At 57.9% G+C, this 21150-nt stretch carries 24 protein-coding genes and 1 pseudogene; 9 read left to right on the top strand and 16 right to left on the bottom strand.

Annotation, left to right across the window (positions count from 1 at the left end):
* Window positions 1–200 precede the first annotated feature (200 nt).
* The gene (locus tag R6X40_RS08095) at window positions 201–2030 is read right to left on the bottom strand and encodes a DUF6538 domain-containing protein (protein ID WP_318412503.1); all 1830 of its coding nucleotides are present in this window, start codon (window positions 2028–2030) and stop codon (window positions 201–203) included.
* A 603-nt stretch (window positions 2031–2633) separates the two neighbouring features.
* On the opposite strand from R6X40_RS08095, the gene R6X40_RS08090 reads away from it, so the two are divergent.
* The 4 genes from R6X40_RS08090 (at window position 2634) to R6X40_RS08075 (ending at window position 6333) form a co-directional block, all read left to right on the top strand.
* Window positions 2634–4550, top strand: coding sequence for a glycosyl transferase (locus R6X40_RS08090; protein ID WP_318412501.1), 1917 nt, complete (start codon window positions 2634–2636; stop codon window positions 4548–4550).
* Between the two features lie 206 nt (window positions 4551–4756).
* Window positions 4757–4990: a hypothetical protein gene (locus R6X40_RS08085; RefSeq protein WP_318412499.1), complete on the top strand. Its 234-nt coding sequence runs from the start codon at window positions 4757–4759 to the stop codon at window positions 4988–4990.
* A gap of 187 nt (window positions 4991–5177) precedes the next feature.
* The gene (locus R6X40_RS08080; protein WP_318412497.1) at window positions 5178–5678 is read left to right on the top strand and encodes a hypothetical protein; all 501 of its coding nucleotides are present in this window, start codon (window positions 5178–5180) and stop codon (window positions 5676–5678) included.
* Between the two features lie 160 nt (window positions 5679–5838).
* The gene (locus tag R6X40_RS08075) at window positions 5839–6333 is read left to right on the top strand and encodes a BON domain-containing protein (protein WP_318412495.1); all 495 of its coding nucleotides are present in this window, start codon (window positions 5839–5841) and stop codon (window positions 6331–6333) included.
* 76 nt (window positions 6334–6409) lie between these two features.
* On the opposite strand, the gene R6X40_RS08070 is transcribed toward R6X40_RS08075, so the two are convergent.
* From R6X40_RS08070 to R6X40_RS08040, 7 genes are all read right to left on the bottom strand, one after another.
* Window positions 6410–6703 (bottom strand): hypothetical protein, encoded by a 294-nt coding sequence (locus tag R6X40_RS08070; protein WP_318412494.1) that lies wholly within the window; start codon window positions 6701–6703, stop codon window positions 6410–6412.
* Between the two features lie 202 nt (window positions 6704–6905).
* Window positions 6906–8159 carry an FAD-binding oxidoreductase gene (locus R6X40_RS08065; protein WP_318412492.1) on the bottom strand — a complete coding sequence of 418 codons (1254 nt, stop codon included), beginning with the start codon at window positions 8157–8159 and terminating at the stop codon, window positions 6906–6908.
* A 33-nt stretch (window positions 8160–8192) separates the two neighbouring features.
* On the bottom strand, window positions 8193–8693 hold the full coding sequence (locus tag R6X40_RS08060) for a TIGR00645 family protein (RefSeq protein WP_318412490.1): 501 nt from the start codon (window positions 8691–8693) through the stop codon (window positions 8193–8195).
* A 169-nt stretch (window positions 8694–8862) separates the two neighbouring features.
* The gene (locus R6X40_RS08055) at window positions 8863–9027 is read right to left on the bottom strand and encodes a DUF1328 domain-containing protein (RefSeq protein ID WP_037105882.1); all 165 of its coding nucleotides are present in this window, start codon (window positions 9025–9027) and stop codon (window positions 8863–8865) included.
* Window positions 9028–9586: 559 nt separating this feature from the next.
* On the bottom strand, window positions 9587–10567 hold the full coding sequence (locus tag R6X40_RS08050) for a PRC-barrel domain-containing protein (RefSeq protein ID WP_318412485.1): 981 nt from the start codon (window positions 10565–10567) through the stop codon (window positions 9587–9589).
* 197 nt (window positions 10568–10764) lie between these two features.
* Window positions 10765–10959 carry a CsbD family protein gene (locus R6X40_RS08045; RefSeq protein ID WP_318412483.1) on the bottom strand — a complete coding sequence of 65 codons (195 nt, stop codon included), beginning with the start codon at window positions 10957–10959 and terminating at the stop codon, window positions 10765–10767.
* Between the two features lie 62 nt (window positions 10960–11021).
* Entirely contained in the window at window positions 11022–11351 is a 330-nt protein-coding gene (locus R6X40_RS08040) for a hypothetical protein (RefSeq protein WP_318412481.1), read from the bottom strand.
* A 282-nt stretch (window positions 11352–11633) separates the two neighbouring features.
* Here R6X40_RS08040 and R6X40_RS08035 point away from each other — a divergent pair, with 282 nt between their 5' ends.
* The 3 genes from R6X40_RS08035 (at window position 11634) to R6X40_RS08025 (ending at window position 13054) form a co-directional block, all read left to right on the top strand.
* On the top strand, window positions 11634–12503 hold the full coding sequence (locus tag R6X40_RS08035; RefSeq protein WP_318412479.1) for an alpha/beta hydrolase: 870 nt from the start codon (window positions 11634–11636) through the stop codon (window positions 12501–12503).
* A 91-nt stretch (window positions 12504–12594) separates the two neighbouring features.
* On the top strand, window positions 12595–12750 hold the full coding sequence (locus tag R6X40_RS08030) for a DUF3309 family protein (RefSeq protein ID WP_081927957.1): 156 nt from the start codon (window positions 12595–12597) through the stop codon (window positions 12748–12750).
* 55 nt (window positions 12751–12805) lie between these two features.
* Window positions 12806–13054 (top strand): glycine zipper domain-containing protein, encoded by a 249-nt coding sequence (locus R6X40_RS08025; RefSeq protein WP_318412476.1) that lies wholly within the window; start codon window positions 12806–12808, stop codon window positions 13052–13054.
* 106 nt (window positions 13055–13160) lie between these two features.
* On the opposite strand, the gene R6X40_RS08020 is transcribed toward R6X40_RS08025, so the two are convergent.
* The gene (locus R6X40_RS08020; protein ID WP_318413224.1) at window positions 13161–13325 is read right to left on the bottom strand and encodes a NepR family anti-sigma factor; all 165 of its coding nucleotides are present in this window, start codon (window positions 13323–13325) and stop codon (window positions 13161–13163) included.
* A 288-nt stretch (window positions 13326–13613) separates the two neighbouring features.
* Between R6X40_RS08020 and R6X40_RS08015 the strand changes: the two genes are divergently transcribed.
* Window positions 13614–14411 (top strand): response regulator, encoded by a 798-nt coding sequence (locus tag R6X40_RS08015; protein WP_318412474.1) that lies wholly within the window; start codon window positions 13614–13616, stop codon window positions 14409–14411.
* 105 nt (window positions 14412–14516) lie between these two features.
* On the opposite strand, the gene R6X40_RS08010 is transcribed toward R6X40_RS08015, so the two are convergent.
* The 6 genes and pseudogenes from R6X40_RS08010 to R6X40_RS07985 form a co-directional block, all read right to left on the bottom strand.
* Complete coding sequence (locus R6X40_RS08010) at window positions 14517–15764, bottom strand: FAD-dependent oxidoreductase (RefSeq protein ID WP_318412472.1); 1248 nt, start codon at window positions 15762–15764, stop codon at window positions 14517–14519.
* A 58-nt stretch (window positions 15765–15822) separates the two neighbouring features.
* Window positions 15823–16950 (bottom strand): AI-2E family transporter, encoded by a 1128-nt coding sequence (locus R6X40_RS08005; protein ID WP_318412470.1) that lies wholly within the window; start codon window positions 16948–16950, stop codon window positions 15823–15825.
* A gap of 473 nt (window positions 16951–17423) precedes the next feature.
* Window positions 17424–17831: pseudogene (locus R6X40_RS08000) on the bottom strand (response regulator); the annotation flags it as partial.
* Window positions 17831–18277, bottom strand: a complete 447-nt coding sequence (locus R6X40_RS07995; protein WP_318412468.1) for a response regulator — start codon at window positions 18275–18277, stop codon at window positions 17831–17833. The gene R6X40_RS07995 and the pseudogene R6X40_RS08000, both read right to left, overlap by 1 nt.
* Window positions 18274–19767, bottom strand: a complete 1494-nt coding sequence (locus tag R6X40_RS07990) for a sensor histidine kinase (RefSeq protein WP_318412466.1) — start codon at window positions 19765–19767, stop codon at window positions 18274–18276. The genes R6X40_RS07995 and R6X40_RS07990 overlap by 4 nt, the downstream gene beginning before the upstream one ends.
* Before the next feature lie 165 nt (window positions 19768–19932).
* Window positions 19933–20103, bottom strand: a complete 171-nt coding sequence (locus R6X40_RS07985; protein ID WP_318412464.1) for a hypothetical protein — start codon at window positions 20101–20103, stop codon at window positions 19933–19935.
* A gap of 185 nt (window positions 20104–20288) precedes the next feature.
* Between R6X40_RS07985 and R6X40_RS07980 the strand changes: the two genes are divergently transcribed.
* Window positions 20289–20675, top strand: a complete 387-nt coding sequence (locus tag R6X40_RS07980) for a hypothetical protein (protein WP_318412463.1) — start codon at window positions 20289–20291, stop codon at window positions 20673–20675.
* A gap of 68 nt (window positions 20676–20743) precedes the next feature.
* Here the strand turns inward: R6X40_RS07980 and R6X40_RS07975 are convergent, their stop codons facing one another.
* On the bottom strand, window positions 20744–21088 hold the full coding sequence (locus tag R6X40_RS07975) for a RidA family protein (protein WP_318412462.1): 345 nt from the start codon (window positions 21086–21088) through the stop codon (window positions 20744–20746).
* Between the last annotated feature and the right edge of the window lie 62 nt (window positions 21089–21150).

The raw sequence follows: 21150 nt of genomic DNA, 5'->3' as shown, positions 1-21150 counted from the left end.
AAATCAAATTTCCTGATAATAAACGTCTTTTGCTCAAATTAATTGAACATAGAAGATTCCCTTATTGTTGTTTTGGTCGGCAACTATCTTCGTATAGATGGATAGACGCCAATCAATCAGGGGCGTCATATGACCAAACTCGAAATCATCCTAAACATCATCAATATCGTGCTTCAGCTTGTAGACCTTGCGCTTAGGGTCTACTGCGGCTGAAGGTGATCAAGCTTCAGATCGGGATAGGCAATCGCCTTCACCAACTCGACACGCTGTTCAAGCATCCCCTGCGGCAAGGTGCCGTAGCGCTGCGTCATGCTGCCCGCGACGTGACCAAGGATAAAACCAAATTGCTCATCAAGGTATCCAGCGCGGCGAAGGGCGTCAGCTACCCCATGCCGGAAGCTATAGAGCGACAAGCCGCGACCGTCCTTCAAACCGATCTTCGTCAGGTAGCGCGGGAAGTCACGGCTAAAACCTGCCATCATCTGCCCGCGCTCATTGCGTTCTGCCAGCGGGAATAGGCGGGTGTCACCGCTCTGCTTGGCAGCGGCGTGATAGTCGAGGAGGCCAAGCTTTACCAATTCGGGATGCACTGGCACAACGCGCATAGAGCCGTCCGTCTTGACGCTCTTGCCTTCCTCGCCTTCTGTCGTCACGTGCAGGATCCAGTGACCATGTTCCTCGCGCACGTCGGCGACGGAAAGCTGCGCAATCTCCGCCGGGCGCGCGCCTGAGAACAGCATGATGAGCGGCACCCAAAACCGATGATCGCGAATTTGCACGTTGCCGGGCTTGCTCCAAAACCGGGGCGCTTCGCTGTCCTGGCATCCGGTGAAGAACGGCGACTGGAACAACTTGTTCATTTGATCGACCGTGAAGGGCTTTGTCGTCTTCTCCTTCGACTTCTTGAGGAACATATCGGAAGCCGGGTTCTGTGTTAGATAGCCGTGGTTCGTCAGCCAAGTGCAGAAGGCGCTAAAGCCGGACAAGTAGCGGTTGACGGTCGTGGTGCTGATAGCGGGCTTTTTCACAGTCTCGTTGTGCTTGATGATCTGCGCCAGCTTCATCCCTTCGAAGGCCTTGATCTCGCTGGCCTTCACCGGATACTGAAGCAAGAGCGCCTTCCACTCGCGGACGGCCTTCTTATCGATCTGGTGAACCGGGAACGTGCTACCGACATGCTCGGCAAAGAGCCCCACGTCGCGGCGGGCTTGCGCCAGCGTATCAGGCTTAATCTGATTGGGATTCTCGCGGGCGTATGTCGCGAATAGTTCCATGATGCCCTCGCCTTGCGCTGCGGCTTCAGCGATAGTGCCAGCAACCGGCCTAACAATAGGGTCTTTCGGTGATCCTGTATAATCTCCCCGATCTCGCTCGACAGTCCGCTCAAGCCCCTCAATCTCGGATCGGGTTATGAGCTCACATAGATCACGGTATTCGTCAGTCCCTTTATCAACAAGCAACCGATGCTTTAAAATGAAGCTATCTACATCACGCTCGATAAGCTTGGTTTCACCGCTGATTAAATTTCGCTTCTGGGCAGCAAGACGGCGGGTCCGATAATTGGTGTCATCGCCTCGCGCCCGCAACATGATTTCAAGATCGGCGTGGGCGTTGATCATCCCGATAAAGTCGCCAGAGTGGATCTCGACCTTCTCTATCCGCCGCCAAAGGCGTTCCTCCTCTGCCTGTATTTGAGATGCCGTGGGCATAGCCCGGCGCTTATCCTCATCTTTCTGAAGAGTATTTTGATAATGCTGCCAGACGGCAACGGCCTTGTCTTCGGCGGTCATCTCGCGGAGGTGCTGCCGGTCATTCGAGAAAATCTTTACCGCTTTACCCTCACGGCGGGCGGCTTCGAAGGACCGATGCCATTCCTTCAAAACGTCAGGGAGCGCTTCCTTTGCCTTGCGGGCTTCTTTGGTGCGCAAAGATCGGCTGACCATCTTCGCATTGAAGATGGATTGAAGTTCTACCGGCACGGCAAGCTGGGCATAATAGACCCCGCTTTTCAGTCTTTTCATATTGGACATGCGCAAACCACAACCTAGGTGACCATTCTAGGCGACTAATTGCCGAAAGTTACCAATGAAAGCAACAAGTTAATTTCATTTCAATCACTTAAATAGACTTGGATTACTTTCCAGGTTCCCCAGCCAAACTTCACGACAATGCCATTCTCCTACTACAGCGCGCACGCCACATCGAAGCGGCGCTTGTGTTCAGGGTGCGCGATTCGACGGCGTGCCTCCATTTTTTCACGCATGCTGCCCACCGGAAAACAGGCTGCTTCTCCGCCAACGCAGCAGGACAAACAGGCCGAGCAAAAATCGGGGTTTCATTTTTCCGAAAAATCTGCGAAAGGCCTCTCGTCCGCAAGGACAGGACGCGGCTGCTATTAGATTTAGAATAGGGCCGGGCGGGTAGATTGACGTCTCTCTCGCTGCCACGAAACGACGTGGGCCGTCCGATTCTTCCGGCTTGTCCGCACGTATGCGACGCCCAATGTTTGAATATCCATCATTATTGCAGGTTAGCCCACAGCATTTCGGCTGCGCTTCAAGCGGCCGGTTGATCCGCCCCGCGCAAGCAATGGGGGGTATTGACCCTTTTCTCTGATTGCTGGAATAGCGGATATGGACGGACAGGCAGTTGCAGCGGCAAGGGTCGCATTCGAACAGGGCGACTATCTGGAAACCCTGACGCTTCTCAGCCCCCTGCTGGGAACAGTCACGGATGCAGCCCCACTCGTGCTTCTCGGCGATGCTCTCGAAAAACTTGGCCTTCCGGCCGAGGCCGCACAAGCCTTTGAGCAGGCCGCTTCCCATTCCGGCCACGATGCCGGCACACTGCTTTGCCGTGCCACGGGCCTGTATGTCCAGGCCGGCGATGATGACCGCGCGCAGCTGATCGGCATTAAACTGCTGGACACACTGCCGGACGATGCGTCCCTGGCCTATAGTTTGGCTCTATCCTTTCGCCGTACCGGCGACACCGCGCTTGTCAAGCTCGTCGCACACACATTGGCAAACAGCGACGAGGCCGATCATCTGAAACTCGCCGGAGAAATCCTTGGCGAAAACGAACGCAATCCGCTGACGCTGACCGTGTTTCGCAAGCTCGCGGCACTCTTTCCCGACGATCCCTATACGCAGTTCAAATTCATGTCGGTGGCGCGCGACTTTTGCGATTTCGAGGCAATCGAAAAACTTGAGCTGGTGAATGCCCGTCTGCTGGCCCGTGGCGACCTCTCCTCACTTGAGGGTGAAACGGCCTATTCGAACCTGTTGCGATGCTCAGACGAGCGGCTGAACCGGCTTGCGACGAACAATCCCGGCCTGACATCCTTCCCCTCACCAGCCAGCGGCCGCCAGCGACGGATGCGGCAGCATCCCTGGGGCGAACGGATCCGCCTCGGTTATCTGTCCAGCGATTTCTGGAGCGAGCATGCCACGATGCGCCTTCTGCAATGTGTGCTAGAGTTGCACGACATCAGCCGCTTCGACGTCACCCTCTACTGCTATACCCCCGAGCAACACGCCATCGCCGACGACAACCGGTCAAAATGGGGGCGGATCGTTTCGCTGCACGGCAAGACCGATGCGGAGGCTGCCGCCGTCATCCGTCAGGACAACATCGACATCCTTATCGATCTCAAGGGCCATACCGGCGGCTCCCGGTCCAACATCCTCAACCAGGGGGTGGCGCCCGTTCAGGTGGCCTGGCTTGGCTTCCCCGGTAGCGCCGTCAATGTCGACTGCGACTATGTCATCGGCGATCGGATCGTGCTGCCGAACAGCTCAAGACTGAACTACCACGAGAAATTCTGCCTTCTGCCGGAAAGCTATCAGCCTAATGACCCTGTCCATCGGGCCCTTCCGCCACCCGCCGATCGGGTGGCGCTCGGTTTGCCTGCGGATCGCTTCGTCTTTGCCGCCTTCAATGCAGCCCGCAAGATATCGGTTGCGGCCGTTGACCGCTGGGCGGACATCCTGCGGCGTTCCGAGCGTTCGGTTCTCTGGGTGATGATCGACGGCGACCTGGCACGCAGCAATTTTCGCGCAGCCTTCGGCAAACGCGGGGTCGCGGCGGACAGAATCATCTTCGCCCCCTCGACGGGCTACGATGCCCATATCGCCCGATTGCAGGCGGCCGATATCGGTCTCGATACCTTCCCTTACAACGGCCATACGACCACATCGGACAAACTATGGGCGGGTCTGCCGGTCGTGTCGCTGAAGGGCGGCAACTTCGCCTCGCGGGTTTCCGAGAGCCTGTTGACGGCGCTCGGCCTGCCCGACCTGGCGGCTGCCACGCCTGACGCCTTTGTCGAACTCGCGGTTCACTTGTCGCAAAGCCCGGACGACGTGATGCGGTTGAAGCAGGAAATTTCACGAAACAGGTTCCTGGCTCCCCTGTTTGATGCCGAGCGGTTTTGCCGTCACCTGGAAAACGGCTTCGCGATGATGGCGGATCGGGCCAAGGTCAAGTTACCACCCGATCATCTTGACGTGCCGCGTCTGCCGGTTCGGTCCGCCCTTTTTTCGAGGTAAATGTAAAGTAATCGGTTGTCAGAACGTGCGGCTGGAATTTTGTGCATCACCGGCCGGATTGCCGTTACAGTGGCACGGTAATCAATGCTAAAGGTCAGCGCCGTTGCACCGGCGCGGCGTGCTTGCTGCAATCACTCTATCGCCGCATATTCCATCGAGATGGCCCTGACCGGCCGTGTCGGCGTCAATCCTTGAAAGGGCCATCCATGGCCGAGAAATTCATCGTTATCCCTTACCGCAAGGTTCGTGGCGGACTGGCACCGGGAGAGATGCGCCAGGCATCCAATGCTGCGAGCGCCGAAAAGATTGCCGCAGCCATGGCCGACCGGTTTGTCGGCGTGGCAGCCTATGCCGTCGAGGTCGATGAAGAGAGCGGCGATATGACCAGCCCGCGTCTGCTCGCGCAATTTGGCGATATTGCCGAACTGCCGTCGAGCTGATCCCCAACGATCGACGGGCGGATTTTGACGCGATTCAGGCTGAAAACGACCCGTTTCCCAGCAATTTTGTGACCTTTTTGCCGAAATTGCCTTTTCGAGGAACCTTAGACTGCGAGCGACGTTTATCGGGCAGTTGCCTTCAACGTTTGCTGGCACAGGCACCATTTCTCGAAAGGATATGAACGCCATGAATCAACGTTTTGATCCCACTGAAAACCGTAACGTGAATCCTGCAGCATGGCCGGCCGAACAGGCAGGTCCGCGTATCGATCCGCTGACAGGCGCTCCGGTGAACGATCCGTTGGCCAATCAACGGCGGCCTGAAGAGCTGGAACCCCGCTCGGGACGCTCGAAGTGGCCCGTTCTGATCATCCTGCTTGCCGGTCTCGTTCTGGCGCTTCTTGTCTGGTTGCCGGCAGAACTGTCGAATGATCAGACCAATGGCACCGCAACACAACCGGCGGCGACAGAACAGACCACGACGCCTCCGGCCGATACATCAACCCCGCCGGTTGACAATAGCGCGACGCCAGGCACCACAACGCCCGGCACTGCGACTCCGGACACGAACGTGACGCCGAATACCACAACGACACCGAACGCCACGCCTGCGACCCCGGAAACCCAGACTCCGGCCACCGGAACCGATACGCAGACACCGGCTACCGGTACTGCCCCGCAGAACTAAACTGCGCTTGACGAACCCTTACAAATGGCGGAGCTGCTTCAGCAGCTCCGCCATTTTTCATTTGCGCTAACGGAAATTGTTCGCAACGTTCGCCTGCGAAATGAACAAAATGCCGCGCCAGCCGTTTCCCTCTCGATTTCATTCGAACGAGGGCAGCGCAATGACCGGAAAAACACCGAAGACCACGGGGCGTGAGGAAGATTACCGCGATTACGAGGAGCGCGATGTGGATGAAGGCTGGCCCTATGCCGACGCCACGCCCGGATCGCGGACCAAGGTCGGCAACGGCTCCTATGGGCAAGGCAGCGAGAATTTCGACGAGGCGGGAAATCCCGGTTTCCAACGCAGTGACGAAACGGCGATCGAAAGCAAAAACGGCCCCGATCTCTTTGGCGACGATACCGACGCCGATGTGGATGACGACGCGCTTGAAGAGGTGATCACCAACCTGCTGGAAGACAGCGACCTCGACACATCGGGCGTCGATATCAAAGCACGCCGGGGCTCAGTCTGGTTGAAAGGCACTGTCGATACCGCGCACGAGCGGCGCAAGATCGAAGCGCTGATCTATGCGGTTCCCGGCGTGGTCAGCATCCGCAATGATCTGGAAGCGATCGGCGCAGACAGCGGCATTCCGGCGGATTGGGACGATTAACTCAGTCGATCCAGCCGCACGCGGCCAGCGGCCGCGCGGCGAGTTTGTGAATTCGTGGCTGGCAGAGGATTTGCTGTCAGACCCGGTTTTCGGAGTTGAGTGACGGGACTGCGGAAACCGCATTCCAACGGAACTGGCTGCGTGAAGGGTCGCCGTCGCCCGGCACCCAGAAGCTGGCTGGCGGCATCGACCCCGATGCCGGTTTGGACAAGAGAACCTTCACGGCATGTCTCGCTTCGGATGGATCTGAAAACAGACGGCCGTCCAGACTCCAGACGCCATATTTGACCGCGAGGAAGCGAAACCCGTTATCCTCGGACATCAAAGCACCCACGGCTTCGTCGTCGAACTCTATCACCTGTTTTTGCATAAAACACCGCTCCCGCCGCCGCTTCTCGCGACGGTCATTTCCATTCGCTGCGCACAGCACAGCCGACCGAGCCCTCGCCTTCAGCCAACCCACATAACGGATGACTTTGACGTTTGTTCCAGCCTTGAGGAAATGAATCGGAAAAGGTCAAAAAAGGAGCGGGCGCCGGGTTCCACCACCGGCGCCTTTTACCGCGTGCTGATCAGGCCAAGAACCGGTCGGGCCTGAACGGCTTGATGTCGATCACCGTCTTTTCGCCGGTCATTTTTTCGGCAAGCGCGCGGCCAGTGACCGGGCCAAGGGTCATGCCGTGATGGGCATGGCCAAATGCAAACCAGAGGCCCTCGTGACGCGGTGCCTTGCCGATGATCGGCATCATGTCCGGCGTGCAAGGGCGCGCGCCCATCCAGGGCTCATCGTCACGGCGCTCGGCAAGCGGAAAGAATTCGCGGGCGACGCGCTCTGCCCGTGTCAACTGCACCGGCGTTTTCGGTGCATCGCGATTGGCAAATTCGGCACCGGTGGTCAGCCGGATGCCGCGCAGCATCGGCGCCAGGAAATAGCCCTTTTCGGCATCGAGCACCCAGTTGTTCAGCTGCGCGCCCTCCTCCATGCCATAGTGCATGTGGTAGCCGCGCTTGACTGCCAGCGGGAAACGGTAGCCGAGTTTCTTGGTCACGGTGTCGGCCCATGGGCCGAGCGCCACGACGACTTCCTTGGCTTCAAGCGGGCCTTCCGGCGTTGCAACGCGCCAGCCAGCACCTTCGAGAATATGCTCAAGCGTCGCTGCGTCACCGGAAACAAGCCGGCCGCCGAGCGATTGGAAATAGGTGAGATAGGCCTTGTTCAGGCTGTGCGGATCGCGGATCGACCAAGGATCGGTCCAGCGCAGGCCACCGGTGAGGTCCGCCCGGATCGACGGCTCCATCACCCTCAGCTCGCTGCTGGAGAGTTTCTGGTGGTTGACGCCAAACGTCGAGGAGAGCTTTTCCGCTTCCTTATAGGCCGCGTCCCGCGCCCCCTCGGTGCGGAACACCTTCATCCAACCGTCCTTGCGGATGAGGTCTCCGGCACCGGATGCGTTGATGAGGTCGGCATGCTCGGTGATCGAATTTTCGATTAGCGGCGCATACATCGAAGCGATGTTCTGGTGCTGGGTAAAACCCGAATTCCACCAATAACGGATGAGGAACGGCACCAGGCCCGGCAATGCACGGACATGATAGTGCGCGTCGATGGTGTTGTTCAGCGCATAGCGGAACAGCGCGCCGAAATCATGCGGAAAGCCGTAGGGAAAGACACCTTCGCGCTGAATGAGGCCGGCATTGCCATAGGACGTTTCCTCCCCCGCGCCGCGGCGATCGAGCAACACCACGGACTTGCCCCGCCGCGCGAGGTGAATAGCCGTCGACAGGCCGACGATGCCTGCGCCCAAAACAACGACGTCTGTCTTCATGTCCGGTCCCCTGCTCTGCTTACTGCTTACCGCTTACTTCTTCAGTCTCGTCATAATCTGCTCGAGGAACCCGAGCATCAGCGCGGAAACCACGAAAGCGATATGAATGATGGTCGCCCACATCAGCTGCTCGCTGGTGTAGTTCTGCACATTCAGGAAAATCTGAAGCAGATGAATGGATGAGATCGCCACGATCGACGACGCCACCTTGATCTTCAGGCTACCGGAATCAAGCTTGCCAACGAACGACACCTCGGCGTCGCCCTCGTCGAAACGGCTGACGAAGTTTTCGTATCCGGAAATCATCACCATGACGATGAGGCTGGCAACCAGTGCTGCATCGATCAGCCCGAGCATGGCAAGAATCATGTCCGACTCGTCATAGGTGAACACCATGATGGCTATCTTGTAGAACTTGTAGACGAACGACACCGCATAGAGCGCAAGGGCTGCCACCAGCCCGAGATAGAAGACCACCAGGAGCCAACGGCTCGACAGGATGATCCTTTCAACGATGAGTTCCAGTGATTTCATGCTTCGCCCGGCTCCGGAATGTGCAGTTGCGAGATAGTCCGGTCATGAATAGCCAAGCCTCTTGGCTTCGGCAAGGCAGAAGCGGACGACAATGGCATCTGACGACAACGATAAAAGGGAGCGATGCTTTCGCATCGCTCCCTTTCGTCACGCTTCACCTGAGATGGGATCAGGTTCTACGCATCAGGCCAGCCACCAGCGAGATGACCAGAAAGGCGAGGAACAGGAAGAACAGAATCTGCGCAATACCTGCCGAAGCGCCAGCAATACCACCAAAGCCCAAAACGCCGGCGATGATAGCAACAACGAGAAAGACGAGAGCGTAGTACAGCATGAGGATTCTCCTTAGTTTAAACCATTGCCGTATAACGCCGGACGTGAACCTTTGTTCCGGTAAAAAAGGCAGAATGCGACACGTGGCCATTGAAACCGATCATTAACCATGGCGCGAAAGATCGTCCCAATTTGACACGGTTTGGCCACGTATTTCTCGGAACCTTAGCAAGGCAGGGAACGTTGTGAAGGCATATACATCATGCGAGATAGTAAAATGACCGTATCGACAACGAACATCTGGAAATCCGCAGCGGCCTCAGTTCGCATGCCGAATAAAGGCCGCGATCGATATCAGCATATCGGCACGACCTTGCGCGATCTATACTTGACCGAAAAACCACAGCAGACGGACGGTCTGCTTTCGGATCTTCTGGCCAACCTTGACGCTGCAGAAAAATCGTCACGCGATGGTTCTGATCGATAAAAATCGAATGCCTCTGAGGGAAAAAAGATAGCGGCCATCGGCCGCTTTTTTTGTGCCTGCTGAAAGTCTCAGGCTTTTACTTAGGCATGAAAAACCGGTGTCGTTTTTGACGCCGGTTCTTTGAGGACAATCGTTAGTTTGCGGGAGCAGCCAGGACTATGCCACGTGGGTTGGCCTTGTAGGCGTCCTCATCATAAGCCGCCTGGGTTTCCATCTGAGCCTTGGTGAACGGTGAATAGATCACCATTGTCCCCTTGGCATCCGCCATCACCTGAACGCTCTGCGCACTCATCGCAACCGGTTTTTCCCCGATGCCGAGAAAGCCGCCGACGTCGATGACATAGGCCTCCACCTTGCCGTTCTTGTCGAGCAGAACGTCGCCGATCTCGCCGACCTTGGTATCGTCGGCGACCTTGACCTCGGTACCGATGAGCTTTTCAGCGCTGATCAACGCCGGATCAACCAGTTTCATTTCATCAGCCGGTGTCGCGGCAGTGGTGGCTGGGTCGACCGGCGGAGCAAGATCAGGGTCGGTCATCTGCGGCGTGGTGCCGGTGGCCGGCGGCACCGCCTCTGCGGCCTCGTCGGTGATAACGGGCGCGACCGCCGGTGCTTCAGCGCTTTGATCCTCCGGCACTGTCGCAGCGGCACCCTCCATGATGGCCGTGCGCTGGAACTCCGGGGCTGCCTGCAGGTCTTCCTTGGTCGCCGAAATGACGATGATGCGCTGCCCGTCCCTGTCAGACCAAGATACCCGGTCAAAACTCACTGCAACGTCTTTTTCGCCGATGCCGAGGAAACCACCAACGCCGATCACCAGCGCCTCAGCACCGCCATTGGCATTGATAACGACATCGTTGACATCGCCGATGGCTTCGCCTTGTTCGTCAGCACCGGTATAGACTGTCTTGCCCAGAACAGAGGTTGCCAGAACCTGCTCGGGCGCGGCTGAAAAATATCCGGCGGGACCGGGCTTGGTCGCTTGAACATTCGAGCTTGCGGCTGCGGCCGCATCAGCCTTGGTAGCACCTTCCTGTGCCCAGGCGCCGGTAGACAGCCCAGCGGTTGTCAGGAACGCGGCAAGCGCGGTCGTCGCCATAAGAGTGCGGATCATTGTTGTACTCCTTTATGCAAGTCTGGGAGAAAGCCTGTCAGGCCGAAAGCCGGTGTTCAGCCGGCTGTGATTGCCCTTGAGAACGGAACGGCGAGGATTTTGTTCCGAATTTTTCGATCCTGACCGCTCAGGCAAACGCGAAACGGCACACGGACGATATCTCCGAGTGCCGTCTTGCTACTTACGAGAGATTGCGGTCAGTGACGCGACCATTCATCGATCTGCCGCTCGGCTTCCTCTTTCTCGACGCCGTAACGGACCTGAATCCGGCCGGCCAATTCCTGGCGGCGGCCATTGATGACATCGAGGTCGTCATCGGTCAGCTTGCCCCATTGTGTCTGGGCCTTGCCGCGATATTCCTTCCATTTGCCTTCGATCATATCCCAATTCATGACTATTTCCTTTGGTTGCGTTTCAGGTGGTTATGGACAAACATGTCCAGCGGTCAGAATGCTCAATTGCTGAGCAAGCTCTGTGGGTCACGTTTTCCGGCAACCAGAACCGGCGCTGCCGGCTCATCGAAGGTGACCTGTACATCCAAGCCCTTGGCAGGTGTAACGTCCCACGTGATTGTTGCGTCTTCGAGGTAGAGGGCCGGATCGATCGCAGCACATTTGCCGTAGACGATCTTGTACTTGCTACGCATGTCATTGAGCGACGGCTGCAGCAGCGCCTGGCATTCCTCGGCGGTTTCAAACCCCACAGCGGGTGCGGGCAATTCCTTGCATTCGACATTGCCCTGGGTACACCCGACAAGCATCATGATCGCTGCGATATGTTCCATCGTCGTGCTCCCTGCACAATGAATGATGTGCCAGGAAAACGGAGAGGATGGCGCAGAAGTTCCGCAAATATCGCTGGGAACTTTTTTGGGCCGCATGGCGTTTCACCAACGCGTCAAGGAATGCCTGGCGTGAATTGGTGAACCCGGATACCCGCGACGGCCATTGGCCACGCTCGCCCCAGACAACCAAGACTTCCAGGGCATGATTTGCTGACGCACAGCAAAGGAATGCCATTGATGTTGTGCCCACCCTCCCCCCATTGGCTGTCCGAGGAACCCGGCATGAAAACCGTGTTGATCCACGGCATGGTCATGTCGCCGGCGTTCTGGAGCTGCTTTGCACCGGGCATCGTTCGGGAAGGCCGCGCTGCCGCCTATCCCCTGCCCGGTCACAACCCGTGGAAACTGGACGGCGTGTCCGGAGGACTGACCACAGACGCCATCGTTAATGCTTATGCAGAGGCGATCGAACGCGATTTCGAGGGTGAACCTGTGACCCTGATTGGTCATTCGACAGGCGGGTTCATCTCGCTTCTGCTGGCGAGGCACCGGCCAGACCTTGTCAGCAACGTCATCCTGATGGGGGCTTTCGCTTGCGGCCGATTTGAGGGGCAGGAGCGGCTGGCATCGCGCATCCTGCGCCTTCCCCTGCTTGGGCGGCACCTTTTCGTCCGGTTGTTCACCCGGTGGATCGCCACACGCGAGACGTTTCGCGGTGGATCGCTTCAATGTGTGTTCGACAAGACTGCCGGCTGGGAAACCGAAGAAACCATTGCTGGGATGGAACAGGTCCGCGAGCACTTGTTGAAGTCACAGGCCGCCGAAATTGCGGCTTTCGTGTCCTGGATGTCCCAAACATCCGTCGTCGACGATCTACCGTTGATCGATGTTCCGGTCCTCAACATCATCGGTGGCCGCGACGCGATCGTTCCGCCGCTGCACCAGATCCATCTGTCTGGAAAATTGCCGCGTGCGCATACCATCATCCTTGACAAGGTCGGCCATTTACCGATGGCCGAGGCGCGCGATAAGGTCGACCAGCTGATAGCAACCTTTCTTCTTTTCGGGCCGCTGACTGCAAACCGTAAGAAAATCCTTACGAAAGAAGCGTTGAGCGGTTCGCTGCGAAATGCCTTGCCCCTCGGTGCCTAATGACCACTACACGCTGGAACAAATTCGCGTGAGCGACGTTACCGCAGCAGACCCCGTGACCCGCACGGCCGGAAACTGAAGAGGAAATATCATGCTCGGTACAATTCTCCTGATTGTCTTGGTGCTCTTGCTGATCGGCGCTCTGCCGAGTTGGGGCCACAGCCGCAATTGGGGCTATGGACCTTCAGGTGGTCTTGGGCTGGTCGTCGTGATTCTTCTCATCCTCGTGCTGATGGGCCGCATCTGATCGTCCACAACGCTTCCCTCTTTCGTCCATCAATACCCGTGAAAAGGAACCACCCATGAAAAAGATCCTCCTTGCAGTCGCCCTCATCCTTCCGCTTGCCGCTTGCACGCAGACAGAAAAGGGTGCCGGTATCGGTGCTGCGTCCGGCGCCATTATCGGTGGCGTGGCGACCGGCAATGTGCGCGGTGCAGCAGTCGGCGCTGCCGTTGGCGGCGTGGCCGGTGCCTTGATCGGCAATGCCAGCGAGCCGGGCCGCTGCATCTATCGCGACCGCTATGGCCGCCGTTACGAAGCGTCTTGCTGATCAATCGGAAACACCAGTTCAGAACAGGAAAACGGGCCTCGGCCCGTTTTTCATGTCCAGACAACTGGTAATTTGAACGGATGAAAATCAGGATAGCGTGACGATGTCAGCTTAGAGGCTTACCGAGTTGCTCGGCCTGGTCAAGTTTCTCGAGGAGATCGAGGAATGTATCCGGAATGGGTTCCTGCTCGATGGCACTATAAAGTGCCTTCAGTTTGGAGGCGATTTGCGCGTTGGGATCGCTGCTACCGACGCCTGCCCTACTGCCCATACCGGCACGTCGCTGATTTTCCGGTATGTTCGCCATCGTCCGTTTCGCTCCTGAACCCGCATCGGCGATCGCCACGCAGCGCCGCTTCCACGCGTCCTTATTTGGTACATTAAAAACGTTGCCATATTCCGAATTTTTATCCGGCTTCCTCGAAACCGGCACACAATTCGTTCAACTGGGAAACTTCCCTTAACGCATAAAACATGTTCAAACCAATGCCATGTTTCGCTACGCGATAGCATCGGGCACCGTTAAAATTCGGCGTCATCATACTGAAGGAAGTCATCAATGTCACTTTCCATGCGGATCGCAGCCCACCTCCCCTACCTGCGCCGTTTCTCCCGTGCCGTGACCGGGTCGCAAGCGTCAGGCGACGCGTATGTCGCCGCCGTATTGGAAGCGTTGATCGCAGACATCACGCTTTTCCCGCAGGGTGCCGACGACAGGGTCAATCTTTTCAAACTGTTCTGCTCCGTGTTCGACACCCTGACGGTGGACTTGCCTGAAACAACGTCGCCCTTCGGCTGGGAAGCGCGGGCAGCGGCAAACCTCTCGGTGATCGCGCCCGCAGCCCGCAAGGCTTTCCTGCTGGTCTCCGTAGAAGGTTTTTCGCCGGATGAAACGGCACAGATCCTTGGCATCACCGATGCCGAAGCGGCCCTTCTGCTGCGTGAGGCTTCCGAGGATATTTCACGGCAGGTTGCTACCGAAATCCTGATCATCGAAGACGAACCGCTGATCGCCATGGATATCGAAGACATGGTGACCAGCCTTGGCCACAAGGTGGCAGGCGTGGCGAGAACCCACGGCGAAGCCATCACGCTGTTTGAAAAGACAGCACCGAAGATGATCCTCGCCGATATCCAGCTCGCCGACGGCAGCTCGGGCATCGATGCGGTCAACGAGATCCTGAAAAGCGCGACGATCCCGGTGATCTTCATCACCGCCTTCCCGGAACGTCTTCTCACCGGCACCAAACCGGAGCCGGCCTTTCTGGTAACCAAGCCGTTCAATCCGGAAATGGTCAAGGCGCTGATCAGCCAGGCGCTGTTCTTTGACGAGAACGCCCGCGCCCACAAGCTATGAGGGCTAGAGTATTTTCGCTTTTCTCTGAAACGCGAAAACACTCTATCCTTTTGTTCTTGCGCAATTCCGGACTCAAAACCGCTGCGCACTTTTGCTGGAATTGCTCTAGCCTTTCGGTGAAGGCCGGTCGATGGCAAAAGCGTCGAACCAGCCTTCCCGATGGCCGGCGCAAAGCTCGGCCAGGATGCGTGATGCCATGAAGCTGAAGGTGATACCGTTGCCGCCATAACCATAGGCGGCAAGCATGCGCGGCATGCCCGGAACCGCACCAATCAGCGGCAGGCCATCATCCGTCTCGCCAAACGCGCCGGACCATGAAAAGTCGATGACCGGATTGGCGGCAGGCCACAGCTTGACGAGGTCTTCGACCAGCTTTTCCGATTTCTCCGGCATCTTTCTGTCGCGCGCCGCAGGATCGATCGTATCGTCGTCGCCTCCGCCGATAATGATGCGCCCATCCGCCGTGGTGCGGGCATAATTGTATGTTTCCGAAGCCTCCCAGATCAGTTCGCCACCGGGCCAAAGCGTACCGGGCTGTTGAGGCACGGTTGCAATCGCCCAGCTCGACGCGGTCCGATGGATTTCGCTGCGGACGAAGTCCGGCATGACATATCCGGTCGCCAGGATCACATGCCGCGCCTCGATGACGAAATGGCTGTCCGTCTCGACCGTCACCGACCCCGGCGCATCGTGATAGGCCGTCACCATCGCATCGACCAGCCGTGCACCCCGCACCTGCGCATCACGCAACAGCCCCCAGGACAAGAGAAGCGGGTCCGCATCGGCAGAGCCGGGTGAGAGAATGGCCGCAGCCCGATCGATACTGAAGCGGGACAGAAGGTCTTTATGATCGAGCAGCAGACCGGGCAGACCTGCGCGCTGCCGCAACAGGTGCTCGTCGCGCAGAGCGGAAGGGCCAGCCTCTCCGGCTGATATGTAGAGGGTCGAACGGGGCCGGAAGGCGCACTCAAAACCCAGCCCACCAACCAGCCCGGCAAGTCCTTGAACAGCAGCTACACTGCGGCGATAGAGTTGGGCGGCCCGGTCAAAGCCATAAAACCCGGTCAGCTCTCCCAATGTACAATCGATTTCCCATTGCAGCATTGCCGTGCTGGCAGCCGTGCTGCCAAGACCCGGTTGCTCGCGGTCAACGACAGTCACGTCCACCCCGCGCGTCGCCAGATGCTGGGCGGCAAGCGAACCGGTGATGCCACCACCAACGACAAGCACGTCCGTCTTGATGCTCTGCGAGAGAGACGCATTGCGGGGTGGACGCAATCCACCGCCCCAGGGTGCCCGGCCGCCGTGGAGATCAGCCTGCACCGTATCGAAGCTATCGAGCATTGGAGGCATTCATTTTTCTTTCAGTTGCCGCACACAGGAACGATCCCGGATCATTTCTGGCGTCCGCTCAACCCGGCAACTGGCGCTCCGGCGGCTGGGTGCGGACCTCGTTGAAGATGGTCATGGCGATCAGCGACAGCGGCATGGCCAGCATCGCACCAACGGCACCCCACATCCAGGTCCAGAAGATGATTGCCAGGAAGATCAGGAATGGATTGATTTCCAGCCGGTGCCCCAGAATGGCCGGGGTGACCAGATTTTCCATCACCAGATGCAGGATGAAAAAGGCAGCGGCCGGTGCAAGCGCCAGCAGCAGTGCGTCATGAGTCATCAAACCGGCGCTGAGAAGCGCCACCGTCATGACCGAGACGCCGAGATAGGGAATGAAGCTCGAAATGAAGGCGAAAAGCCCCCAGAGCGGCGCCATTGTCAGGCCGCCGACAAAGGCGATCGCGGCAGTGATCGTGCCGAGAACGAGGTAGATCAGGCTCGCGGTCGAAAAATAGAACCCTACAGCATTCTCGGTGGCATTCATGATCCGGATCGCGGCCAGCCGGCGATCACGCGTGGCGAATGCAAGAATGATCGTCTTGCGCAAATGCCCGCGTCCGACAAGGAAGAGGCCTAGCGCTGCCATGAAGATCATCGTCTGGATAAACGCCGGCGTGACGCCTGCTGCGACCAGCCCGAGCATGGTGCCGGCATTCTGGATGGCCACATCGGTTACGGCCTTTTCGTCGGTTCCGGCTATCGCCACCTTCGCCCATTCGAACCGTTGTATATAGGGCAGAACGCGCTCGATCGCCCGCTCGAGTATGCCCGGAGCCTGGCCCGCGAGCGACGTCAACGGTTCGATCAGCGCATTGATCAGAAAGAACAGGCTGACAACAAAAATGAGCGCCAGAAGCAGGCCGCCCAAAGCTGGCGGCAGCCCGTAGTGTGCCAGCCGGTCCGCAGCAAGGCCGAGCACCATGCCGATGACGATGGCGAGCGTGACCGGCATAAGGATCGATTCCATCATGTAAATGACAGCAGAGGCAAAGATGATGAATGTGCCGACGATGCTCCAGGCGACCACCAGATCGAGCCCGGTTTTCGGCGATGTTTCGGGAATATCTGCCGCAGCGACCTGTGCCTCCAGTTCCGCCAGCTTTCGTTTCCGGAAAGCCCCACTCTCCGACAAGGCAGCACCCATTTCAGTCTCTCCATGTGCCTCGCCCCCGGTGCGCGCTCTACCGGACGGACGACTAGATTAATGTGCTGAGAACACCGGACCAGAGGCCGCACCGGTGTGTAACGGCTCTAAACTCCGCGGTTGCAGAAAAGTTCCCGCCGGCGAAATGCCGATCGATGGGAGCCGCCATGCGCGCGCTCTTTCAAAGGCGCTAAATCGGGAGGATGATCCGTTCGTCCGTTCCGGCGCGTGAAGTGCGATCATAGGTCAGTTCACCGCCCATAGCCGCCGCCACAGCATTCAGGATTTTCGTTCCCAGGCCCGGTTCCCTTGACAGGAGCCTCGGTGTCAAAGCCGGTGCCATCGTCTTCGACAGCACGTTCTACGATGCCGTCTTTTCGACATGACACCTGGACACGGGTTCAACTGCCGTTGCCTGAACGTACACGTCAATGGCCTTGTCATCCGTCAATTGCAGCGCTTCCGCCGATCGCCCGCAGCCGTGCACGTTCCAACGCCTGTTTCAGGGCTGCCACGAGCAGATCGATGAAATCGGTAGAGATGCTTTTCGTCACATAATCATCAGCCCCACGCTTCAAGGCTTCCGCCGCGATGCTGGCATCGCCGGAACCGCTCACATAAATGACGGGGGGATGGTCCGTTATATCTTCGATGGCAGGAAGGATATCCAGGCCGGTTTCGCCAAGCAGAAAGTGATCGAGAGCGATCACATCGATCCCGCCGGCTGCCAGCTTGGCAAACCCGGATGCCCTGTCGATGGCGTTGATGACCCTAAACCCGCGGCGTGCCAGGTTTTTGCGCAGGAGGGCGCCGAGCGCCTCGTCGTCATCGATGTACAATATCGTGGTCTCGTGATGATCGACGGGCATGCTGTGATCCATCAGGGGATCTCCGGCACGGTAACAACCGAGAGGAACAGGCCAAGTTGCTGGATGGCGTTGACGAATTTCTCGTATTCCATCGGCTTGGCAACATAGACATTGGCGCCGAGATCGTAGCAACGATGGACTTCCACCGGATCGTCCGTGGTGGTCAGCACGATCACCATGACGCGCTTCAGATGTTCGCTTTCGCGTATCCGGGCGAGAATATCCATACCGGTCATATCCGGAAGATTGAGATCGAGCAGGACGAGGAGTGGTGTACCCGCATGGACTTGTCCGCTACCGTCCGGCCCCAGTAGAAAGGTGAGCGCCGCCAGACCCGTCGCGAACGGCACGATCTCGTTGGTCACGCCAGCACGCCGGATATTTTTTTCGATCAGGCGCGCATGCCCCTGATCATCCTCGATCATGATGATGGTGACCGATTGCAATCCGTTGTTCATGTCTCCCCCCTGCTTTTCGTCGCGCGAATATCGGCTGCAAACGTCACGAGGAACGTCGTCCCCTGCCCCAGCACCGACTGCACGACGACGTCTCCTCCCAATCGGCGAACCAGCGCGCGCACGTGCGCAAGGCCTATGCCTTCGCCCGGCCGGTCCTGCGGTCCGGAGCGCCGAAAAAGCTCGAAAATCCGCTCGCGATCGCGTTCGGCAATGCCTCTTCCATTGTCGCGCACCTCAATCGCCGCATTGCCGTGATTTACGGTTCCGGACACATGGATCAGCGCCTTTCGCGATGGATCCGCATATTTAATCGCATTGTCTAAAAGGTTGCCGAAAATCTGCTGCAGGGCAAGCCGGTCCGAGACGACATGCGGCAAGCTCGGTGAAAACACCACACTGGCGCCGCTTTCATCCAGCCTGTGCTGCAGGTTGGCAACGGTCTCTGCCAGCAGCGCCGCAAGGTCGATTGTTTCCCGGCCCAACTGGCGGCTTCCAGCCCGCGCAAGCCGTAATATCTCATTGATCAGATCATCCATCCGCCGCATCGAGGACCGGATGAAACCCAGCGCCTCCGGAATATCGACATCGACCGCCTCAAGCGCAACTTTCTCGGCGACTGCGTCGCGAGCCGCAGGCGGTTTCTTCATGTAGCCGGCAAAAATGCCGGCCGCCCGTTCGAGCTCGGAAGTAAAGCCCATGATATTGACCAGCGGCGCCCGCAGATCGTGCCCGACAATGTAGGAGTAGCTTTGCAATTCACGATTGGCGCGCTCCAGGAACTGTGTGCGCTGGCCGATCCTAACTTCAAGCATTCCATTGTGCTCAGCAAGGGCATTGCGCGCTGCCTCCAGTTGCCGCGCATGGGCAACTGCAAGGTAGACCGCGCCGCCGACCAGGATCACAAGCAACACCGCGCCGCCGGTGATGGAGATCAGCAACCACCATACAGCATTGTCGAGAGACATGCTTTTCTGGAAACTGATATTGTGCGTAACAGCATCGATCCTGGTCATGATCTCACGAATTTCATCCATGGAGAGCTTGCCGGTATCACTGTGGACAACCGCAATGGCGTCAGTGTCCCTGCCCGCGGCCTTCAAGGCGATGGTACGGCGCATTTCAGCCAGCTTGTCGTCCACCAAGCGCTTCAACCGACCGATCGTGACGTCGCTGATGCCCAGCTTCATCATATCGCCGGTAATACTGGTGAATTGGAGATTGACGAGCGCTTCTGACCGTTTGAACGGCGCCAAGTACTTTTCTTCGCCGGTAATCAGATACCCGCGCTGGCTCGTTTCCGCGTCCTGCATCAAGCTGAAAAGAAGCCGTGCGCGATCATTCAACCCTGCCGCTTCAAGCGCATCGTTGGAATTCTGGTGGGTTTGATTGGCAAAACGCAGCGAAACGAGGACAAGGGCGAGCAGCAAAATAGCGCCCGCAAACAGCATGAGCGGCACGGCTCTGGAAAACGCCGGCCTCCCGATCACCATTCCCCAACCTCAAGCATTGCGGCCAAGTATTCCTCTCGCCCGAGCAGCCTGATCTACCGCAGGGGCCGTGGGAATGATGTCAGATTTGTGGGCGGCTCACGACCGGAGCCTACAACGTTTGCGAGAAAATAAAACAGTTTTCTCCCGCCTAATGGCGACATTCCGTCAGTAGCGTTCCGGCGGAAAAACATGCAACGTCAGCGAAAACAGACCGAGGCCCAAAATCACGACGATCAATGTATTGGCAATGTCTTCCGACGTCAGCTGCAGGACACCCAGGCCCACAACCGCAGCGCCCAGCAGGAACAGGCAAAGCCTTGGCAACCAGTACAGCATGGCACATTCCTTTTATGTTGGAGAGCATTCCCTTGGAATACTGAGTTTAACGCGGTTCAAGCAGAATGGTTCCATAGCCTTGCGTTGATGCAGGCGAAACATTGGGCGTAGGCCCTGCTAATCCAATTGCGGAGTGATCCAATTGCCAAGCGCGGCGTATGGAGTGCAATGCGATGGAGACTGTCATGCGGAAAACTGCAATCGTCATTCTAAGCGCCTTGATCAGCAGCATCGCTCTGGCGGCGGAAGCCACGCAGATGAAGGAGGCCGATATCCGTAGCCTCATCATCGGCAAGACGATCTATCTTGCCGCCCCGCTCGGCGGAGAATTCCCGCTCAACTATCATCCCTCCGGCGATGTCGATGGCAGCGGCAAGGCGCTCGGCCTCGGGAAATTCATCCAACCGAACGACACCGGCCGCTGGTGGATAAAGGCCGACAAGCTCTGTCAGCAATTCAAGGTCTGGTATGACGGATCGCCTATGTGCTTCGACCTGACGGCAACCGGCGAAGGCAAGGTCAAATGGGTACGTGATAATGGCGAGACCGGCACGGCCCGCATCGGAAATTAGCCTTCAGACATAGAAAAAGCCGGCGCCCTCAAAAAGGACGCCGGCTTTTTCTTGATCACTGGCAGCTCTTAGAGGGCGGCGATGACGATCACTTCAACCAGGTATTCCGGGGTTGCGAGCTTGGCTTCGCCGGTCGCGCGGGCCGGTGTGTTGCCCTGCGATGCCCAGGCGTCCCAGACGGCGTTCATTTTCGGGAAGTCAACCATGTCAGCCAGCCAGATGGTTGCCGACAGGATGCGGGACTTGTCGGTGCCAGCTTCAGCCAACAGGCGATCAACCGATGCGAGAGCCTGCTTGGTCTGGGCCGCGACGTCGGAGCCGGCTTCGCCGACCTGACCAGCGAGATAGACGGTACCATTGTGCACAACGGCCTGGCTCATGCGCGGACCGGTTTCGAAGCGTTTGATTTCCATCTTTATATTCCTCGTAAAATGCGGCGGGCCGCATATGAATTGAGTTAACGCAGGCGCTTTAT

This window comes from Rhizobium sp. PL01 (assembly GCF_033447125.1).
In the GTDB taxonomy this organism is placed as follows: Bacteria; Pseudomonadota; Alphaproteobacteria; order Rhizobiales; family Rhizobiaceae; genus Pararhizobium.
Note: the sequence above shows the minus strand (reverse complement) of the source record. Positions and strands in the feature narration are given on the sequence as shown.

Excerpts from the sequence above, each read along its gene's own strand:
- R6X40_RS08010 (WP_318412472.1), bottom strand. The coding sequence starts at position 15,764 with ATGCCTCCAATGCTCGATAGCTTCGATACGGTGCAGGCTGATCTCCAC.
- R6X40_RS07995 (WP_318412468.1), bottom strand. The coding sequence starts at position 18,277 with ATGAACAACGGATTGCAATCGGTCACCATCATCATGATCGAGGATGAT.
- R6X40_RS08050 (WP_318412485.1), bottom strand. The coding sequence starts at position 10,567 with ATGATCCGCACTCTTATGGCGACGACCGCGCTTGCCGCGTTCCTGACA.
- R6X40_RS08015 (WP_318412474.1), top strand. The coding sequence starts at position 13,614 with ATGTCACTTTCCATGCGGATCGCAGCCCACCTCCCCTACCTGCGCCGT.
- R6X40_RS08005 (WP_318412470.1), bottom strand. The coding sequence starts at position 16,950 with ATGGGTGCTGCCTTGTCGGAGAGTGGGGCTTTCCGGAAACGAAAGCTG.
- R6X40_RS08085 (WP_318412499.1), top strand. The coding sequence starts at position 4,757 with ATGGCCGAGAAATTCATCGTTATCCCTTACCGCAAGGTTCGTGGCGGA.
- R6X40_RS08055 (WP_037105882.1), bottom strand. The coding sequence starts at position 9,027 with ATGCTGTACTACGCTCTCGTCTTTCTCGTTGTTGCTATCATCGCCGGC.
- R6X40_RS07985 (WP_318412464.1), bottom strand. The coding sequence starts at position 20,103 with ATGCTGTACTGGTTGCCAAGGCTTTGCCTGTTCCTGCTGGGCGCTGCG.
- R6X40_RS08070 (WP_318412494.1), bottom strand. The coding sequence starts at position 6,703 with ATGCAAAAACAGGTGATAGAGTTCGACGACGAAGCCGTGGGTGCTTTG.
- R6X40_RS08045 (WP_318412483.1), bottom strand. The coding sequence starts at position 10,959 with ATGAATTGGGATATGATCGAAGGCAAATGGAAGGAATATCGCGGCAAG.
- R6X40_RS08035 (WP_318412479.1), top strand. The coding sequence starts at position 11,634 with ATGAAAACCGTGTTGATCCACGGCATGGTCATGTCGCCGGCGTTCTGG.
- R6X40_RS08020 (WP_318413224.1), bottom strand. The coding sequence starts at position 13,325 with ATGGGCAGTAGGGCAGGCGTCGGTAGCAGCGATCCCAACGCGCAAATC.
- R6X40_RS08065 (WP_318412492.1), bottom strand. The coding sequence starts at position 8,159 with ATGAAGACAGACGTCGTTGTTTTGGGCGCAGGCATCGTCGGCCTGTCG.
- R6X40_RS07975 (WP_318412462.1), bottom strand. The coding sequence starts at position 21,088 with ATGGAAATCAAACGCTTCGAAACCGGTCCGCGCATGAGCCAGGCCGTT.
- R6X40_RS08025 (WP_318412476.1), top strand. The coding sequence starts at position 12,806 with ATGAAAAAGATCCTCCTTGCAGTCGCCCTCATCCTTCCGCTTGCCGCT.
- R6X40_RS08040 (WP_318412481.1), bottom strand. The coding sequence starts at position 11,351 with ATGGAACATATCGCAGCGATCATGATGCTTGTCGGGTGTACCCAGGGC.
- R6X40_RS08090 (WP_318412501.1), top strand. The coding sequence starts at position 2,634 with ATGGACGGACAGGCAGTTGCAGCGGCAAGGGTCGCATTCGAACAGGGC.
- R6X40_RS08075 (WP_318412495.1), top strand. The coding sequence starts at position 5,839 with ATGACCGGAAAAACACCGAAGACCACGGGGCGTGAGGAAGATTACCGC.
- R6X40_RS08080 (WP_318412497.1), top strand. The coding sequence starts at position 5,178 with ATGAATCAACGTTTTGATCCCACTGAAAACCGTAACGTGAATCCTGCA.
- R6X40_RS07980 (WP_318412463.1), top strand. The coding sequence starts at position 20,289 with ATGCGGAAAACTGCAATCGTCATTCTAAGCGCCTTGATCAGCAGCATC.
- R6X40_RS08030 (WP_081927957.1), top strand. The coding sequence starts at position 12,595 with ATGCTCGGTACAATTCTCCTGATTGTCTTGGTGCTCTTGCTGATCGGC.
- R6X40_RS07990 (WP_318412466.1), bottom strand. The coding sequence starts at position 19,767 with ATGGTGATCGGGAGGCCGGCGTTTTCCAGAGCCGTGCCGCTCATGCTG.
- R6X40_RS08060 (WP_318412490.1), bottom strand. The coding sequence starts at position 8,693 with ATGAAATCACTGGAACTCATCGTTGAAAGGATCATCCTGTCGAGCCGT.
- R6X40_RS08095 (WP_318412503.1), bottom strand. The coding sequence starts at position 2,030 with ATGTCCAATATGAAAAGACTGAAAAGCGGGGTCTATTATGCCCAGCTT.